Source organism: Veillonella sp. 3627 (assembly GCF_003992195.1).
GTDB lineage: Bacteria > Bacillota > Negativicutes > Veillonellales > Veillonellaceae > F0422.
Genome location: NZ_RQVG01000010.1, coordinates 1 through 17,413, shown reverse-complemented (window position 1 = coordinate 17,413; position 17,413 = coordinate 1). Strand labels below are relative to the sequence as shown.

General features: G+C 38.9%; 17 protein-coding genes. 15 read left to right on the top strand and 2 right to left on the bottom strand.

The annotated features are described in order from the left end of the window. The first annotated feature begins 3 nt into the window (after positions 1-3). The 6 genes from recA (at position 4) to EO114_RS06050 (ending at position 7,615) form a co-directional block, all read left to right on the top strand. Complete coding sequence (gene recA, locus EO114_RS06075; protein WP_369813334.1) at positions 4-1,113, top strand: DNA recombination/repair protein RecA; 1,110 nt, start codon at positions 4-6, stop codon at positions 1,111-1,113. Continuing rightward, on the top strand, positions 1,113-1,616 hold the full coding sequence (locus EO114_RS06070) for a regulatory protein RecX (RefSeq protein WP_127062094.1): 504 nt from the start codon (positions 1,113-1,115) through the stop codon (positions 1,614-1,616). Before recA ends, EO114_RS06070 begins: the two co-directional genes overlap by 1 nt. A gap of 106 nt (positions 1,617-1,722) precedes the next feature. Then, complete coding sequence (gene rny / locus EO114_RS06065; RefSeq protein ID WP_369813333.1) at positions 1,723-3,306, top strand: ribonuclease Y; 1,584 nt, start codon at positions 1,723-1,725, stop codon at positions 3,304-3,306. 205 nt (positions 3,307-3,511) lie between these two features. Next, entirely contained in the window at positions 3,512-5,275 is a 1,764-nt protein-coding gene (dnaG, locus tag EO114_RS06060; RefSeq protein ID WP_009352888.1) for a DNA primase, read from the top strand. 21 nt (positions 5,276-5,296) lie between these two features. Next, positions 5,297-6,529 (top strand): RNA polymerase sigma factor RpoD, encoded by a 1,233-nt coding sequence (rpoD, locus tag EO114_RS06055; RefSeq protein WP_009352990.1) that lies wholly within the window; start codon positions 5,297-5,299, stop codon positions 6,527-6,529. A gap of 303 nt (positions 6,530-6,832) precedes the next feature. After that, positions 6,833-7,615 carry a basic amino acid ABC transporter substrate-binding protein gene (locus EO114_RS06050; RefSeq protein ID WP_009352866.1) on the top strand — a complete coding sequence of 261 codons (783 nt, stop codon included), beginning with the start codon at positions 6,833-6,835 and terminating at the stop codon, positions 7,613-7,615. Between the two features lie 330 nt (positions 7,616-7,945). Here the strand turns inward: EO114_RS06050 and EO114_RS06045 are convergent, their stop codons facing one another. After that, positions 7,946-8,893, bottom strand: coding sequence for an L-lactate dehydrogenase (locus EO114_RS06045; protein WP_127062182.1), 948 nt, complete (start codon positions 8,891-8,893; stop codon positions 7,946-7,948). Positions 8,894-9,302: 409 nt separating this feature from the next. On the opposite strand from EO114_RS06045, the gene EO114_RS08070 reads away from it, so the two are divergent. The 9 genes from EO114_RS08070 (at position 9,303) to EO114_RS06005 (ending at position 17,082) form a co-directional block, all read left to right on the top strand. After that, positions 9,303-9,401, top strand: coding sequence for a putative holin-like toxin (locus EO114_RS08070; protein WP_370447307.1), 99 nt, complete (start codon positions 9,303-9,305; stop codon positions 9,399-9,401). Between the two features lie 341 nt (positions 9,402-9,742). Then, positions 9,743-10,636, top strand: coding sequence for an epoxyqueuosine reductase (locus tag EO114_RS06040; protein WP_127062091.1), 894 nt, complete (start codon positions 9,743-9,745; stop codon positions 10,634-10,636). Next, positions 10,623-11,807: a multidrug effflux MFS transporter gene (locus EO114_RS06035; protein WP_127062089.1), complete on the top strand. Its 1,185-nt coding sequence runs from the start codon at positions 10,623-10,625 to the stop codon at positions 11,805-11,807. Before EO114_RS06040 ends, EO114_RS06035 begins: the two co-directional genes overlap by 14 nt. A gap of 237 nt (positions 11,808-12,044) precedes the next feature. After that, positions 12,045-12,356, top strand: a complete 312-nt coding sequence (gene rplU, locus EO114_RS06030; protein ID WP_009352881.1) for a 50S ribosomal protein L21 — start codon at positions 12,045-12,047, stop codon at positions 12,354-12,356. 5 nt (positions 12,357-12,361) lie between these two features. Continuing rightward, positions 12,362-12,676 carry a ribosomal-processing cysteine protease Prp gene (locus EO114_RS06025; RefSeq protein WP_062401250.1) on the top strand — a complete coding sequence of 105 codons (315 nt, stop codon included), beginning with the start codon at positions 12,362-12,364 and terminating at the stop codon, positions 12,674-12,676. A gap of 12 nt (positions 12,677-12,688) precedes the next feature. Further along, entirely contained in the window at positions 12,689-12,976 is a 288-nt protein-coding gene (gene rpmA, locus EO114_RS06020) for a 50S ribosomal protein L27 (protein WP_009353004.1), read from the top strand. A gap of 296 nt (positions 12,977-13,272) precedes the next feature. Continuing rightward, entirely contained in the window at positions 13,273-14,691 is a 1,419-nt protein-coding gene (gene hydG, locus EO114_RS06015; RefSeq protein WP_062401249.1) for a [FeFe] hydrogenase H-cluster radical SAM maturase HydG, read from the top strand. Between the two features lie 84 nt (positions 14,692-14,775). Beyond that, positions 14,776-16,311, top strand: a complete 1,536-nt coding sequence (guaA, locus tag EO114_RS06010) for a glutamine-hydrolyzing GMP synthase (RefSeq protein WP_127062086.1) — start codon at positions 14,776-14,778, stop codon at positions 16,309-16,311. Between the two features lie 78 nt (positions 16,312-16,389). Next, a complete protein-coding gene (locus tag EO114_RS06005; RefSeq protein WP_127062084.1) occupies positions 16,390-17,082 on the top strand; it encodes a hypothetical protein in 693 nt (230 codons plus the stop codon). 6 nt (positions 17,083-17,088) lie between these two features. Here EO114_RS06005 and EO114_RS07870 read toward each other — a convergent pair. Continuing rightward, positions 17,089-17,413 (bottom strand): hypothetical protein (locus EO114_RS07870; protein ID WP_164723783.1); only part of this gene is annotated, 325 nt, incomplete at its 5' end.

Below are 17,413 nucleotides of genomic sequence, written 5' to 3'. Positions count from 1 at the left end.
ACAATGGCAAAGGATAAAGCAAAAGAAGCAGCAATTGATATGAAAAGCGGATCTCAAGAAGATCGTATGAGAGCTTTAGAAGGGGCTTTAAAACAAATTGAAAAAGACTTTGGTCAAGGCGCGATCATGCGCATGGGCGAAGCGGCAGATAAAATGAACATTGAAGTCATTTCTACAGGCGTATTGGCCTTGGATTTGGCAGTTGGTGTAGGTGGATTCCCACGGGGCCGTATTATTGAAATTTATGGACCAGAATCTTCTGGTAAAACTACGGTGGCTTTACATGCAGCAGCAGAAGCACAACGTAATGGTGGCGTTGTTGCCTTCATCGATGCAGAACATGCCTTAGACCCTGTATATGCGAAAAAATTAGGCGTAGACATCAATAGCTTGTTGATTTCCCAACCAGATAATGGTGAACAAGGCTTAGAAATTACAGAGGCTTTGGTTCGCTCTGGGGCAGTAGACTTAATCGTTGTGGACTCCGTAGCGGCCTTAACACCTAAAGTAGAGATTGATGGTGAAATGACAGATGCTCACGTTGGGGTACATGCGCGTTTGATGAGTAAAGCATTACGTAAATTAACAAGCTCCATCAGTAAAACTAGAACGGTTATTATCTTTATTAACCAATTGCGTGAAAAAGTGGGCGTTATGTTTGGTAACCCAGAAACAACTACAGGTGGCCGTGCTTTAAAATTCTACTCTACTATTCGTTTAGATGTACGCAAAGGGGAAGCGTTGACTTCTGCTAAAGAACATGTCGGTAACCGTACAAAAGTAAAAGTTGTGAAAAATAAAGTGGCTCCTCCATTCAAAGTGGCAGAATTTGATTTGATGTTTGGAGAAGGTGTTTCTTATGAAGGTACCTTAATTGACATCGGTGCGAATATTGAAGTGATCAAAAAGTCTGGTGCTTGGTATTCCTATAATGGAGAGCGTATGGGTCAAGGTAAAGAAGCGGCCAAAGTATTCTTGAAAGAAAACCCTCAAATTGCTCAAGAAATTGATGCTATCATTCGTGATACATTAGCAGCAGAACCATTGAATGTACTTGGTCATGATGAAGAAGTGGATGAAGTAGCAACTACTGAAACTGTGGATATGGAATAATGGCATTTCGTACATCGAAAGAAGAGGAGTGGACATTTGCATCAGCTATGGAGCAAGCTTTACGCTTATTAGGGCCACGGTCTTTAAGTACCTTAGAGCTACGGCGTAAATTGTCTCAACGGTCTGTGCCTAGTGAGCTAATACACGATGTAGAAGAAAAACTTCTATCCTTATCGTACTTAGACGATGACGAATTGTCGGAAGAAGCATTGCGTGCCTATATGGAGGCAGAAAAGCATAGTACCTATTACATTCGTGAAAAAATGCGCGAACGAGGTCTTACTGTATCCCATGTATTAGATGACTATGATGAATGGTCGGTAGCGGTAAAACTATTAGAGCAACGATTTCACATATCCGATGAGGAGCGGTTAGCAGGCATCGAAGAGGGAGAAGAAGATAAGTTTAGTAAGAAAAAAATAATTTATTTTTTGAAGAATCGTGGATTCGCTGTGAGTACAATTCAATCTATCTGTTATGAATGGGGCCCCTACTTAGAGTAGGGGCTTTGTCTTGACATTCCACGGTGTATGAACTAAAATTAAAATAGCCTTAATAATAAGCAAAATAAAATTTAAAAGCAAAATGGGCGAGAAACCGGGGAAGCGGATGTATCGACTTCTCCTTTTTTTATGCAAGTGGGAGGTGAACACGATTTTAGAATACAGCATTATTGCCGTAGTCATGGTATTAATTGGTCTTGGAGTAGGCTATTTATTGCGTCGCAATATTGCAGAAGGTAAGCTAAATAAAGCGGAAACAGAAGCTGCACGTATTGTTGCTGATGGCGAGCGCTTAGCGGAGTCTAAGAAAAAAGAAGCGTTACTGGAAGCAAAAGAAGAAATTCATAAATTGCGTGCTGATGTAGATAAAGAAAATCGGGATAGACGTAATGAATTACAACGTCTTGAACGACGGATTTTACAAAAAGAAGAGCAATTAGACAAAAAACTAGACAGTATTGAACGCAAAGAGGAGTCCTTGCACCACAAGGAACGCAATCTAGAAAAAGCGGAAGAAAAAATCGAGGTATTGCATCAACAACAAATGGAAGAGTTAGAACGAATTTCTAGCTTAACCTTTGATGAAGCAAAACAAATTTTATTGACAAAAGTAGAACAAGAGATTCGTCACGACACTGCTGTGATGCTTAAAGATCTTGAGCAACAAGCAAAAGAAGAGGCGGAAAAGAATGCCAGAGAAATTATTTCTATGGCCATTCAACGATGTGCAGCTGACCATGTAGCAGAATCTACAGTGTCTGTGGTGACATTGCCAAATGATGAGATGAAAGGCCGTATTATCGGTCGTGAAGGCCGTAATATTCGTGCTTTAGAAACGTTGACGGGTATTGACTTAATTATTGATGATACACCAGAAGCAGTTATTTTATCCGGATTTGATCCAATTCGTCGCGAAGTAGCACGAATTGCTTTAGAAAAACTCATTGTAGATGGACGTATCCATCCAGCTCGTATCGAGGAAATGGTTGAAAAAGCACGCCGTGAGGTGGAAACAACTATAAAAGAAGCGGGCGAGCAAGCTACTTTTGAAGCAGATGTACATGGCTTACATCCAGAAGTGATTCGTATTTTAGGTAGACTAAAATATCGTACTAGTTATGGACAGAATGTACTAAAACATTCTGTAGAAGTATCTCATTTAGCAGGTATGATGGCAGCGGAATTAGGCTGCGATGTAGTACTGGCTAAACGAGGCGGTTTATTACATGATTTAGGCAAAGCCTTAACACATGAAATTGAAGGATCTCACGTGGAAATTGGCGTAGATCTTGCTAAAAAATATCATGAAAGCGCATTGGTGCAAAATTGTATTGGCGCTCATCATGGTGATGAAGAGTTTAAATCTGTAGAGGCTGTATTGGTAGCGGCAGCAGATGCTATTTCTGCAGCACGACCAGGAGCTAGACGCGAAACATTAGAAAATTATTTAAAACGATTATCTAAGTTGGAAGAAATCGCTGAATCTTTTGAAGGCGTTGAAAAATGCTTTGCTATCCAAGCAGGTCGAGAGATTCGCGTTATGGTAAAACCAGATAAAGTGGATGATGTGGAAGCGAACTTGTTGGTACGTGACATCATTAAACGAATCGAAAATGAATTAGAATATCCAGGACAAATTAAAGTTGTGGTTATTCGTGAAACACGAGTCGTAGATTACGCGAAAAAATAGTCTACATAAGTGGTTGGAGCAGCCTTTGGCTGCTCTAACTTCTTTTTTTTCACACTATATATGAATTGCATATATAGTGTGAAGAAAAAGAAAGTATCTGTAAGTAGGAGTTTTTTTATTTGTGTAGAATAGTATAGATAGAGAACGTATATATAATTTATACTTTTTAGTAAATACACTGTAGTACATAGCTTAGGAGAATGACATGAGCAAGTTTTTCGATGATGATATAATTGAACAAGTCAAAGATGCCAATGACATTGTATCTGTCATTTCTGAGCATATTCCATTAAAGAAGAAAGGGAAAAACTATTGGGGTTGTTGTCCATTTCATAATGAAAAGACACCTTCTTTTAGTGTGACCCCTGAAAAGGGCTTTTTTTATTGTTTTGGTTGTCGAGAATCGGGGAATGTTATCAGTTTTTTAATGAAATATGATAATTTAACTTTTCCAGAAGCGATAGAAAGATTAGCTAATCGTGCTAACATTGCTTTGCCAGAACGGACCGTATCATCAGCAGAACGAAAACGTATGGCCCGTATGGAATCTATGTATGAAGTGAATGAACTAGCTACAAATTTCTTTCATAATTGTTTAGTAAAAACAGAGTTAGGAAAACAGGGTTTAGACTATTTACTAAAACGAGGTCTATCCATGGAGACGATAACAAAGTTTCGCTTAGGTTTTGCTCCAGATGGATGGGATAAGTTATACAGTGCCTTTATTGGACGTGGAGTGGACCCTAATTTGTTATTAGAGTTAGGGCTATGCCGTAAAAATGAGCAAGGTAAGATATACGATTATTTTAGAAAACGTGTGATGTTTCCTATCATGGATGGAAAGGGGCGTGTGTTAGGCTTCGGTGGTCGTGTTCTTGATGACAGTAATCCGAAATATTTGAACTCCCCAGAAACGGAAATATTTAATAAAGGACATTTATTATTTGCCTTTTATCAATCCTACCGTAGCATTCGTGAAAAGAAACAAGCAGTCCTTGTAGAGGGATATATGGATGTACTGAGTTGTCATAATGTAGGCATTACGAATGTAGTGGCATCGTTGGGTACGGCCTATACGAAAGACCATGGTAGGTTATTAATGCGTCAAGCAGAGGAAGTTGTTCTTGCCTATGATATGGACGGAGCTGGTCGTACAGCGGCTAAGCGTGCTATCGAATTATTGCAAAATACAGAATTTTCTGTTAAGGTAGTATCTATGCCTGATGGAAAGGATCCAGATGATTTTATCAAAAATCACGGTCCTGAAGCATGGCAAGAATTGGTGGATACATCGCCAAGAGATTTTGAGTTTTTATTAAATGAAAGCTTACGTCGTCACGATACTAATTCGGTAGAAGGAAAGCGTTCTGTTTTGGGAGATATGTTCCCTTTTATTGCAGGCCATGAAAGCCAAGTGCGCCGTGATGAATATTTAAAAGCTATGGCATTACCTTTGTGGTTAGATGTGAGTACTATCATTACTTACTTTAGACAGTTTCTTCGACAAGGAAATATAGAATTAAAACAGCAGGAACTTAATGTGCCTAAGGAACATTTTACAGATGAAGAAGAATTGCTGTACTGGGTTGGTAAAGATAATAATATTTATACCTTAGTGACCCAATATATAGGAGTAGAAGACATATCGCATCCTATGTATCGCGCCTATTATGAAAAAATTGGCGATTTGGTAACTAGAGGTGAAACATTGTCGGACATCCTTTTAGAAGGAGCTTTAGATGCAGAATCTTGGCACATGTTTGGCAAATGGTCGGTCTTAATTGACCGTGAAATGAATGAGGAATTATTGCACAGTTTAATTCGAAGTGTGCGATTAAAATCCCTTCGCAATCAATATAAGGAACATAGTCGATTGGCAGACCAATTAAGTAGAGCTAATGATCCTAGATTTATAGAAGAGTTACGAATGTGTCAGGATTTACAAGAATTAATTAAACAGTGGTCTTGATGTAGTGAAAGGAAGAGCACAGTGGCAAAGAAGAAAAAAGAATCGCAAGTGCAAGAAATTATCGCGGTTTTATTAGAAGATGCGAAACGAGAAGGCGTCATTACAGCTAAGAAAATTTCTGATGCACTTTCAGAGCAAATGGAAGTAACAGCAGAGCAGCTTGATAGTATGTATGCAATATTTAATAATTTAAATATTGAAGTCATTCCTGATGATGAGCATGCTTCTGAAAGTGACTTGCATCTACATGATGAATTATTAGATAAGGATATAGAAGTCGAAGTTGATGTAGATGTGGATGTGGAACATTTAACTAGTGACATCGATATTGCTACGGAAGAAGATGATGAAGAAAAAGAGATTAATCTTGATTTATCTATTCCTGAGGGGATGAATATTGATGATCCAGTGCGTATGTATTTGAAAGAAATTGGACGTGTTCCATTGCTATCTGGTGATGAAGAAATCATTTTGGCACAACAAATTGAGGCAGGTAATCAAGAAGGAGCTACCTATAAAGAAGTTCGTTTAGGTAGTAGCGCGAAACAGAAATTGATTGATGCTAACTTGCGTCTTGTGGTAAGTATTGCAAAACGTTATGTAGGCCGTGGTATGTTGTTCTTGGATTTAATTCAAGAAGGCAATTTGGGGCTTATTAAAGCAGTAGATAAATTTGACTATACAAAGGGATATAAATTTTCTACCTATGCCACATGGTGGATTCGTCAAGCCATTACAAGGGCGATTGCTGACCAAGCTAGAACCATTCGTATTCCAGTACATATGGTAGAAACGATTAATAAATTGGTACGTATTCAGCGTCAATTATTACAAGATTTAGGCCGTGAACCAAGTCCAGAAGAAATTGCTGAAGGCATGGGAATTACAGTGGAGCGTGTTCGAGAAATTCAAAAAATTTCTCAAGAGCCAGTCTCTTTAGAAACGCCAATTGGGGAAGAAGAAGATTCCCATTTAGGAGATTTCTTAGAAGATAAAGATGCGGTAGCTCCAGATGATGCGGCTAGCTTTATTTTGTTGCGAGAACAAATTGTTGAAGTATTTAGTTGCTTAACAGATCGAGAACAACAAGTGTTAGAATTACGCTTTGGTTTAAAAGATGGCAAGCCACGCACATTGGAAGAAGTTGGTCAATTCTTTAATGTGACACGGGAACGGATTCGTCAAATTGAAGGAAAAGCTTTAACAAAACTGCGAAATCGTGGGAAACGAGATAAAATTAAAGACTTTTTATAATGCCTAATATTAAGTAATAGTAGTTAGTATTGTAGGTAGGGATTGTAACTAATTGTGAAATAATTATGCTGTTATAGTCTTACGTATTAAAATAATGAACCTAGGGGGAAGTTGATATGTTTTGTTCAACTTCCCTTTGATGTATTTGATGGTATTATAGTAAATATCTTTTGTAGAGTAAAATAAAAATAGTGATATACTTATAAAGAGAAACTTTATAAAAAATACTTGCTATTTAATAATTGTGTGGTATAATTTATGTATAAATAATCATAAGTAGTGAATATATTCTGGGAGGTAATTATGATTAGCATGAAAAAACTAGGTCTTATCCTATGTACAGCTGTTCTTAGTGTAGGTTTGCTAGCTGGTTGTGGTAGTGATAAAAAAGAAGCGCAGTTAACACAAACAGCAGGGGTGTTGAAAGTTGGTTCTGAAACCACATTCCCTCCATTTGAATTTGCAGAAGAAAATACTAATAAATATATTGGTTTTGATGTAGATTTAAGTGAAGAAGTAGCCAAACGGTTAGGCTTAAAATTAGAGTTTGTCAGCATGGGATTCGATGCGTTGATTCCTGCTACACAATCTGGCAATATTGATATGATTGCAGCTGGTATTAATGCAACTCCAGAACGTGAAAAAGCATTAGCATTCTCTGAGCCATACTTCAAAGAAGGCGGTTTCATCACTATTGTTCGTAAAGATAATACGGATATCAAAAAAATGGACGACCTTACTAATAAACGTGTAGGGGTTCAAATTGGTACAGTACCTGTGGAAATGGCAAAAGCAATCCCTGGTACAGATGTAAAAGAAATGGATTCTAATAGCAATATCTTCATGGCATTACAAGCAGGTACGATTGATGGTGCTATCATTGACCAAGCAGTGGCTATGTATTACTTGAAACAAGGTGCAGACAAAGATCTTAAATTGGTAGGAGAAGGCACAGATGCACCTCCATTCGTATTAGGGTTCAATAAATCTAACACAGCATTACGTGATAAAGTTAATGAAGCTTTGAAAGCAATGCGTGAAGATGGAACATATCAAAAAATTTACTCCAAATGGTTCGCAAAATAGTTCTGCTATACAGCCTATGACGTTTCTATCTTATTAGCGAAAGGGAAGAGCACGGTATACTCCTCACAAACGGCATTTCATAATGTTTGTTCGGAGCACACCGTGCTCTTCTTGTGTTTGTGTAATTTAGTTAATAAGGAGCGCCATAAAGGCTGTTACGCATAATGGCCTTGCTCAGGGGTGGGGGATGTGGAAGAGCACGGTATACTCCTCAGAAACGGTATTTCATAATGTTTCTTCGAAGGTATATTGCGGTCTTTTAGGTTTATAATATAGTATTCATAAAGGATCGCCACAGGGCTACTACGCATGACTGCGTTCCTCAGGGAATTATAGTGTGTGTGCTAGTTTAATATATTCCCGAATGCGTTCGCAAGAGTTGTGGAAGGCTTTTTGTTCGTCTGAGGTTAGGTGCAGCTCCAAGATTTCTTCGATGCCGTTTTTGCCGATGATGGCAGGGACGGAGGCGAAGACATTGTGCTCGCCGTATTCGCCTTCTAGTTTACAAGATAGAGGTAATACTTTTTGTTCATCGTGGAAGTAAGCGCGGATGATTTCTGTAACGGATGCAGCGATACCAAACTCTGTGGATCCTTTTCCAATGAGGACGAGGTAGCCACCGTATTTCATTTGTTCTACTAGGGCATTTTCATCAAAGGTTGGGAAGTGGTGAGGAAGCTCTTGTTGAAGTTCTTTCAACGGTTTGCCAGATACAGTAACGTGAGACCAAGGGACCATAGCGCTACCACCGTGCTCACCCATAGCATAGCAAGATAAAGAGCGACGATGTACGTGGATTTGTTCAGCTACTAATCGTTGCAAACGAGCAGAGTCTAAGGATGTGCCAGAAGAGATGATTTTGTGTTTTGGGTAGTTTAGATATTCTTGTACATAGGCCGCTACTACGTCAGCTGGGTTGGAAATGCTCACGATGAAACCGTTGAATCCCGAGGCTTTCACACGAGGAAGGAATTCACGCAATACTTCTACGGTGGACCCTAGTGTATCTAGTCGATCTTGTTCTGGGGATGGTAGAGGGCCTGCAGAAATAACGAGAATATCGCAGTCTCCGATATCTTCAGGTTCGCAAGGGATAGCTTCTACACGATGTGGTAAGTAACTTACCGCATCATTAATATCAGTGGCTTGAGCAATAGCTTTGTCTTTGTCGATGTCTACCATGTATAATTGGTCCACCTCACCTTGTGTAGCAAGGGAAAATGCCACGTGGGAGCCCACATGACCAGTGCCGATAATGGCAACTTTTCGTAGTTCTATAGACATATTGTTCCTCCTGTATTGAATGATAAAAGTAATTAGTAATATGTTATAGGATAAAACTTTTAGGGGTTTACGTCAACACGTCACTTGCTAATCTATGCAGCCTGTAGGTCGTCACTTATTCTGCTATGTAGCCTGTGGCGATCTATACTAAATATTGCAAAGAGAAGACCGCAACATACTCCTTCTCAAACTGATACAGTGGTTAGGTTTGTTCAGGAACATGTTACGGTCTTCTTGTGTTTGTGTGATTTAGGTAGTAAGGGACGCCACAAGGCTGCTACGCTTAACTGCGTTCCTCATGGAGTATGTGTAGTATTGATAAAACATTAACATTTTGTGTGATTTTGCAGTATAATAAATAGGAAGAGTCAACGACGTGTTGTTAGGCTCATCTCTTCCTATTATGGGAGGAGGTGATACTATGACTACATATGAAAAGTTATCTTTATTGATTCAATTTTCTATGTTGATTGTAGAAGTTATTCGTTGCTTTTATAGCTAATGAAAACGCCTAACGAATAAGGTTTCCCAGACCTTACACGTTAGACGTAATCAATTTTTCACTTTTGAGATGAGCCTAACGCTAGCAGACGTCGATGGCTCTTCTTTTGTTGTTTTAATTATAGCATAGTATATAGGCCATGACAATGTCTCTTGTTCTGCTACGCTTAACTGCGTTCCTTAGGGAGCGGGATTAGTTTTGAGTTTTTTGGTAGTACTTCCAGAGAAAACTATAAGTTAAAATAAAGTTTCCCCAAATGCATGGTCTTTGTTCGTAATTGGTATGATATATGAGTGGCTGTTTATATATAAAACCTATGGATTGTATAGTATAATGAATGCATGACAAATTTAGAACTTGAAGAATTAGCGATACAATTAAATATTCCTGCGGTGGGGGTGGCGTCTTGGCCATTGCCGGTGGAGGCGTCGTTACATTTGGATACGCCCTATCCTTGTCCGTTTACGAATGGAAGTATTGAAGAACGATTGCAGGGGTCCACGACTATTGCTTCACCGAAGTCCGCGATAGTCTGTTTGTTTCCTTATTATATGCCTAGGGAAGGAGTGACGAATTTAGCTAGGTACTGTTGGGGCGATGATTATCATGTTGTGGTACGACAGTATTTGGAACGACTGGTGGATATTTTGCGTGAGCGCTATCCTGACGAAATATACGAGATTCATTGTGATACGTCACCTTTAGCGGATCGGTATATGGCATACTTGGCAGGCTTAGGGTTTTATGGGTGGAACCAAACATTTATCAACCCTACGTGGGGCTCCTATACTGTTATTGGGACTATTATGACGACGTTGGAATTGTCTCCTTCTGTACCGCTTGCACAGAGCTGTCTGCAATGTGGTGCTTGTTTGCGTGCTTGCCCCGGTAAGGCCTTACAAGGAGATCATTTAGATTATCGAACCTGTAAAAGTTATCTTACCCAATGTAAAGGGGAACTTTCAGAGGAAGAAGAACGAATTATTGGTAAAACACCTCTCATTTTTGGGTGTGATGTATGCCAGGAGGTGTGCCCTCACAATCGAGATATTCCTATGACGCCTATACCAGAGTTTCAACAGGTTACATCCTACATTGAGATGGAGGAATTAGAAGGAATGACGAATAAGGAGTTTAAAGCGAAGTACGGCCACAAAGCATGGGCTTGGCGAGGAAAAAAAGTGTTGCTTCGCAATGTGGAGATTGTTAGAAAGGAAAAGCATGAAGGAAAGTAAGTCTGTTTCATTGTGTTTAATTATATTCTTAGGATTGCTCACAGCGGTAACGCCATTGGCGACGGATATGTATTTGCCAGCCTTGCCGATTATGCCTGGAGAACTGGATACATCGGCATCAAATATTCAAATGACCATCGGCATTATGACCATCGGTATTGCAGTGGGACAACTCTTTGCAGGACCTATCAGCGATGTGCTAGGTCGCAAGAGACCACTCATTGTGGGAAACCTACTTTGCGTAGTAGCTACCATTGTTTGCGCTTATGCACCAAATATTGAAGTACTCTTGTTAGGTCGATTTTTGCAAGGTGTGACGGGTTCCTTTGGGGTAGTTATCTCTAAGGCTATCGCTCGTGACCATGCATCGGGACCGGCTCTGATTAAGTTGCTGGCATCATTGATGATGGTCAATGGCTTGGCGCCTGTTATCGCTCCATTAGTGGGAGGACAAATTTTGGCATATGAAACGTGGAGATTCATTTTCGTCGTTTTAGCAGGCTTTGCGATTCTTCTTCTCGTGGGGTCCATTCTATTCCGTGAAAGTTTACCAACAGAACAGCGTGTAGCAGGGGGCATTCAAGAGGCCATCAAAAACTATAAGACGCTACTAAAAGATAAAGCTTTTTTAGGGCAATGTGGTATTCAATGCTTTGCTTTTGGAGCCTTCTTTTGTTACATTAGTGGATCATCCTTTGTGTATCAGAATATTTTTGGGTTGGATGCGCAACAATTTAGTTATGTATTTGGCATCAACAGCTGTGGTATCATTTTGTTCAGTATAATTAGCTCTCGTTTGAGTAATGTCATTAAGGATTACCAATTATTACAAGGCAGTTTAACTGTGCTATTCCTAGGCTCCACTTTGTTCTTAGGTGCTATGGTACTGAATATGCCATTCTTAGTGGTGACCACAATTTTATTCTTTACCGTAGGGACAGTGTCTCTATTCGGGGCGGCTAGTTTTTCTATGGCTATGGCAAATTACGGTCACCTAGCAGGTAGTGCATCTGCCTTATTAGGGTTTTTCTCCATGATGTCTGCGGGTGTTGTGTCACCTATCGTGGGGATCGGAGGGTCACATACGGCAACTCCTATGGGGATCACAATGGTGATATGTTCCTTGGCAGCACTTCTTTGCTATTATCGATTCGCTCGCCCTAGGGCATAGGTGTATTACTATAGCCAGGGTATTGTGGGTAAAGGTAGTGAAAACGGCAAGTATTGAGTCTATAGAGATAGAAAAAATTAGGTTTCTTTCGTTGACATAAACGGTACTTGTCATGTATAATAATTGAGTCATAGTTTGGGTACGCCCAACTATTGCAAGCCGCATGAAGAGGTCAATAATATTTGGCTTCGGCTAGATAACCGCATTCAGCGAGTACGAATACAAGGAGGTGTCATAATGTACGCAATTATTAAAACTGGTGGTAAACAATATCGCGTTTCCGAAGGCGATGTAATCACTATTGAAAAATTGGATGTAGCAGCTGAAGGAACTGTTTCTTTTGACGAAGTTGTAACTGTAGTTAAAGACGGTGATGTTAAAGTTGGTACACCACTTGTGGACGGTGCAAAAGTTACTGGTACAGTACTTGAACATGGTAAAGCGAAAAAGATCTTGGTTTTCAAATACAAAGCGAAATCCAACTATCGTCGTCGTCAAGGCCATCGCCAACCATTCACTAAAGTTCGCATCGAAAAAATCGAGGCGTAAGTATCATGACTCACATTGATGTGAAACGCAATCGATTAGGGCAAATCATAGAATGTCATTTTCGAGGACATGCTGAAGCAGGTCCTTACGGAGAAGATATTGTATGTGCCGCTATATCCATGCTTTCACAGACATCGATCTTAGGTCTTCATGAGGTGGCTAAGCAATCCATGGAGTACCAAATAGAAGACGGTGAGTTACATATCCTACTTTCAGAACCTGTTACTGAAAGAGGACAAACTATATTAGAAACGATGCTTCTTGGTATCAAGAATGTGGCGGATCAATATAGTGATTTTGTTAGAGTGAGTGAACAATAGGAGGTGAACTACATGTTATTCAATATCCAATTACAACTATTCGCATCTAAAAAAGGTGCTTCCAGTACAAAAAATGGTCGTGATTCCGAGTCCAAACGTCTTGGAGTTAAATGCCATGACGGTTCTACTGTAAAAAGTGGTAACATCCTAGTTCGTCAACGTGGTACACATTTCCATCCAGGCGCTAACGTTGGTATCGGCAAAGATGATACTTTGTTTGCATTGGTTCCTGGCCGTGTAGCATTTGAACGTGCTGGTCGTTATAACCGTAAAGTTTCTGTATACCCTGTAGAAGCTTAATCATAACACATATAAAAGGTCACTAGATAGTAATATCTGGTGGCCTTTTTTGTTTGCATGGGGCAGGAAACTTTCAAAATGAACAAATGAATAGATGTATATTTCTGTTTATGCATACATAGTATTAATATTTGCTTTCATAATGTACACTAATTTTATATACATCAATTCATAAGTGGAGTATAATAAAAGAAAGGCTATATCTAATAAAATCGGTATAGCGCTTATGTTAGGACAAAGCCTAGAAAGATGTAGGCTATCATAGATCTACTAAGTCAGTAGAAAAGGAGTTTACTATGTATGATGTACGCTCTTCCAAGGCGGAAGAATTTATTAATCACGAAGAGATTCTAGCCACTTTACAATATGCAGAAGAAAATAAGGAAAACCGTCCTTTATTGGATGCCATATTGGAAAAGGCAAAAACTCGTGTAGGATTAAACCACCGTGAGGCGATGGTACTGTTAGAATGTCCTTTGCCAGAATATAAGGAAAAATTATTTGCTTTAGCAAAAGAGATTAAACAAGCGATTTATGGCAATCGTATTGTATTATTTGCTCCTTTGTATTTATCAAACTATTGCATCAATGGTTGTGTCTACTGCCCATACCATGCAAAAAATAAAACCATTACTCGCAAAAAATTAAACCAAGATCAAGTCCGTGAAGAAGTGATGGCCTTAGAAGCCATGGGACATAAACGGATTGTTATTGAATCTGGCGAACATCCATTGGAAAATCCACTGGAATATATTTTGGAATGTATTGATACGATTTACTCCATCAAAAAAGATAATGGAGAAATTCGTCGTGTCAATGTCAATATTGCGGCGTGTGAAGTAGAAGATTATCGAAAATTACATGAGGCAGGTATTGGTACGTACACATTGTTCCAAGAAACATATAATAAAGAAAACTATGAAGCCCTTCATCCAACAGGCCCTAAGAGCGATTATGCATACCATACAACGGCTATGGATCGCGCTATGGAAGCAGGTATTGATGACGTGGGCATTGGCGTCCTTTATGGATTGGAACACTATAAATATGACTTCGTAGGCTTGTTGATGCATGCAGAACATTTAGAAGCGAAGTTTGGTGTAGGTCCGCATACGATCAGTGTGCCTCGAATTTGTCCAGCTGATGATATCGATGTAGATGATTTCAGTAATGCTGTACCAGACGATATTTTTGAAAAAATCGTAGCTTTGATTCGTGTGTCTGCACCGTATGCAGGTATGATTATGTCTACTCGAGAAAGTCAAGCTATGCGTGAGCGTGGTTTAGCCTTAGGTATCTCGCAAATTTCTGGGGGCTCTCGTACGTCTGTGGGCGGTTATGTAGAAGAAGAACCAGAAGAAGAAAATTCTGCTCAATTTGATACGAGTGACCGCCGTTCCTTGGATGAAATTGTGGAATGGTTATTGCAATTAGGATATGTACCAAGTTTCTGTACGGCTTGCTACCGTGAAGGACGTACAGGTGACCGCTTTATGGCACTGGCTAAGAGTGGACAAATTTCTAACTGTTGTCAACCGAATGCGTTGATGACATTGAAAGAGTATTTACTAGACTATGCAGATGAGGAAACAAAAGCTGTTGGTGCGGCTGTTATCGACGTGCAATTAGACTCCATTAAAAATGATCTAGTGAAAGAAAAATCCAAAGCTTATATTGCGCAAATGGAAGAGGGAGAACGTGACTTCCGATTCTAGTCAAAATTTAGTGCATAGGGTATAATATTTAATATATAGTGTTTATATATTGAAGTTATAAACAGAAGATTGTGGGAGGACAGAATGGAACAAAAAGAGATGGTTGTTGTCGTTGACTTTGGAGGTCAATATAACCAACTGATCGCGCGTCGTGTACGTGAAAATAATGTGTATTGTGAGGTATATCCGTACAATAAAGCATTAGATAAAATTAAAGAATTACAGCCAAAAGGTATCATCTTTACAGGTGGTCCTGCTAGCGTATACGAAGAAAATGCTCCAAAAATGGAAGCGGAAGTATTTGAACTTGGCATTCCAGTGTTGGGTATGTGTTATGGTATGCAATTCATGGCGCATACATTGGGCGGTCATGTAACGTCTGCAGAAACACGTGAATTTGGTAAAACACCAACTCAAGTCGACGTGTCCTCACCGCTATTTAAAGGTCTTTCAGAAGAAGAAATCGTATGGATGAGCCATGTAGATTATGTGGCGAAAGTGCCAGAAGGCTTCAAAATTGTAGCATATACAAAAGATTGCCCTGTAGCAGCCATGCAAAACGAAGACCGTCGTTTATATGCAATGCAATACCATGCAGAAGTGTTGCATACAGAACACGGCAAAGAAATGTTGCACAACTTCTTGTATGAAGTATGTGGATGCACAGGTCAATGGACAATGGCAAACTATGCAAAAACAGCTATTGAAGAAATCCGCAACACTGTAGGTGATGGTAAAGTATTATTGGCATTGTCTGGTGGCGTAGATAGCTCTGTAGCAGCAGCGTTAATCTCTAAAGCAGTAGGCGACCAATTGACTTGTATCTTCGTAGACCATGGTTTGATGCGTAAAAACGAAGGTGATGAAGTAGAAGCCGCTTTCAAAGATTCTGGTATGCATTTCATTCGTGTGGATGCAGAAGAACGTTTCTTGACAAAATTAGCGGGTTTAGAAGATCCAGAAGCAAAACGTAAAGCCATTGGTGAAGAATTTATCCGTGTCTTCGAAGATGAAGGTCGTAAAATTGGTTCCGTTGATTACTTAGCACAAGGTACCATTTATCCAGACGTGATCGAATCTGGTACTGGCGAAGCAGAAGTCATTAAATCTCACCATAACGTAGGTGGTTTGCCTGCAGTGGTAGATTTTAAAGGTTTAATCGAGCCACTTCGCAATTTGTTCAAAGATGAAGTGCGTCAATTAGGTGCTGAACTTGGTTTGGCAGATTACCTAGTATGGCGTCAGCCATTCCCAGGGCCAGGTCTTGCGATTCGTGTCATGGGTGAAGTAACAAAAGATAAACTAGACGTATTGCGTGATGCGGATTACATTTTCCGTGATGAAATTGCAAAAGCTGGTTTAGATCGTTCCATTAACCAATACTTCGCGGTGTTAACAAGCACACGCACAGTAGGTGTTATGGGTGACTTCCGTACCTATGATTACACATTGGCATTGCGTGGGGTGACCACCACTGACTTCATGACAGCCGATTGGGCTCGTATCCCTTACGATGTATTGGATACTATCTCCCGCCGCATCGTGAACGAAGTAAATCACATTAACCGTATCGTGTACGATATTACAAGTAAACCACCAGCAACCATTGAGTGGGAATAACAAATATTACAATAAAAAGGCTTTGAAATCAGTATTTCAAAGCCTTTAAAAAGATAATTGCAAACAAAGAGGGATTATATGGATTTTAAAAAATATGAAACTTTTCTATGTGAGGAATTAACAAGAATAGTATTAGAAATTATTAATGAAAATAAACAATTAGAGATCTCAGCACGAGCAAGAGCGGGTGCGGAAATTAGTGACTTTTTAGAAGGTAAGTTTAAAGAAAAAGTAAATGATGAAAAAGTATCTAGATTTATTCATGATGCTGAGCAGTCACCTCAAGGAAAAACAAAAAATCCATGGGATGCTCGTTGTAAGTTTAACTACATGAATCGAGAAGAGGAGATTTGGATTGATTTTAAAGCAATAAAAGTATCTTCGGTAGATAGTAATCCAGATATAGGGACTCCTTCAAAAATTATATCGTTTATTAAAAATGGAAATTTTTATTTAGTTTATATTATTGTTTACTACGTTGGAATTCAACTAGGACTACAATTTGAGAAGTATAACGGAAAATTTGTTAAAACGTACTTACTTAAAGATGTAAATCATAGTTTTAGGTTAAATCCTAAACCACAATTGCAAGTTAATATTTCTGCTGAACCCGAATACAGAACTAGGGAAGAATTTATTAAACTATTGATTCAAAAAATGCAAGAATCGTATATAAGGCAAGAAACTAGTATCACCAAAAAGAAAGAAATATTAGTTTCGTTGTTGCCAGAATTAATAAAATGTAATGAGGAATCAGAAGAAAGAGATTAGCCAATTTTAACGGCTAATCTCTTCTTTTATATATTCTAGTTCATCGGAACTTATACCATAAAACTGTGCAAGTATTTTATCGATTGCATCTACTGCTTTTTCACAATCTAACAAATTCTTTTGCATTTTATTATATATTTTCTCTAAAGAATTATTAGTTTCTGGACAATCCGTCAATCTGATTTTTTTTAAATCTGATAATTTTATTTGGGGTTGTTTACCATTTCCTGAACGAATTATTTTTAATTTTTGAGCATAATAGGTTGTTATATTAGAATTAAGTTGACAAGAAACTGAATTTAAGCTTAAATTTTTATTTGAGGTATGGTTT

Coding starts and splice junctions, on each gene's coding strand:
- recA (WP_369813334.1), top strand. CDS start 4: ATGGCAAAGGATAAAGCAAAAGAAGCAGCAATTGATATGAAAAGCGGA.
- EO114_RS06070 (WP_127062094.1), top strand. CDS start 1,113: ATGGCATTTCGTACATCGAAAGAAGAGGAGTGGACATTTGCATCAGCT.
- rny (WP_369813333.1), top strand. CDS start 1,723: ATGTATCGACTTCTCCTTTTTTTATGCAAGTGGGAGGTGAACACGATT.
- dnaG (WP_009352888.1), top strand. CDS start 3,512: ATGAGCAAGTTTTTCGATGATGATATAATTGAACAAGTCAAAGATGCC.
- EO114_RS06050 (WP_009352866.1), top strand. CDS start 6,833: ATGATTAGCATGAAAAAACTAGGTCTTATCCTATGTACAGCTGTTCTT.
- EO114_RS08070 (WP_370447307.1), top strand. CDS start 9,303: ATGGGAGGAGGTGATACTATGACTACATATGAAAAGTTATCTTTATTG.
- EO114_RS06040 (WP_127062091.1), top strand. CDS start 9,743: ATGACAAATTTAGAACTTGAAGAATTAGCGATACAATTAAATATTCCT.
- EO114_RS06035 (WP_127062089.1), top strand. CDS start 10,623: ATGAAGGAAAGTAAGTCTGTTTCATTGTGTTTAATTATATTCTTAGGA.
- rplU (WP_009352881.1), top strand. CDS start 12,045: ATGTACGCAATTATTAAAACTGGTGGTAAACAATATCGCGTTTCCGAA.
- EO114_RS06025 (WP_062401250.1), top strand. CDS start 12,362: ATGACTCACATTGATGTGAAACGCAATCGATTAGGGCAAATCATAGAA.
- rpmA (WP_009353004.1), top strand. CDS start 12,689: ATGTTATTCAATATCCAATTACAACTATTCGCATCTAAAAAAGGTGCT.
- hydG (WP_062401249.1), top strand. CDS start 13,273: ATGTATGATGTACGCTCTTCCAAGGCGGAAGAATTTATTAATCACGAA.
- guaA (WP_127062086.1), top strand. CDS start 14,776: ATGGAACAAAAAGAGATGGTTGTTGTCGTTGACTTTGGAGGTCAATAT.
- EO114_RS06005 (WP_127062084.1), top strand. CDS start 16,390: ATGGATTTTAAAAAATATGAAACTTTTCTATGTGAGGAATTAACAAGA.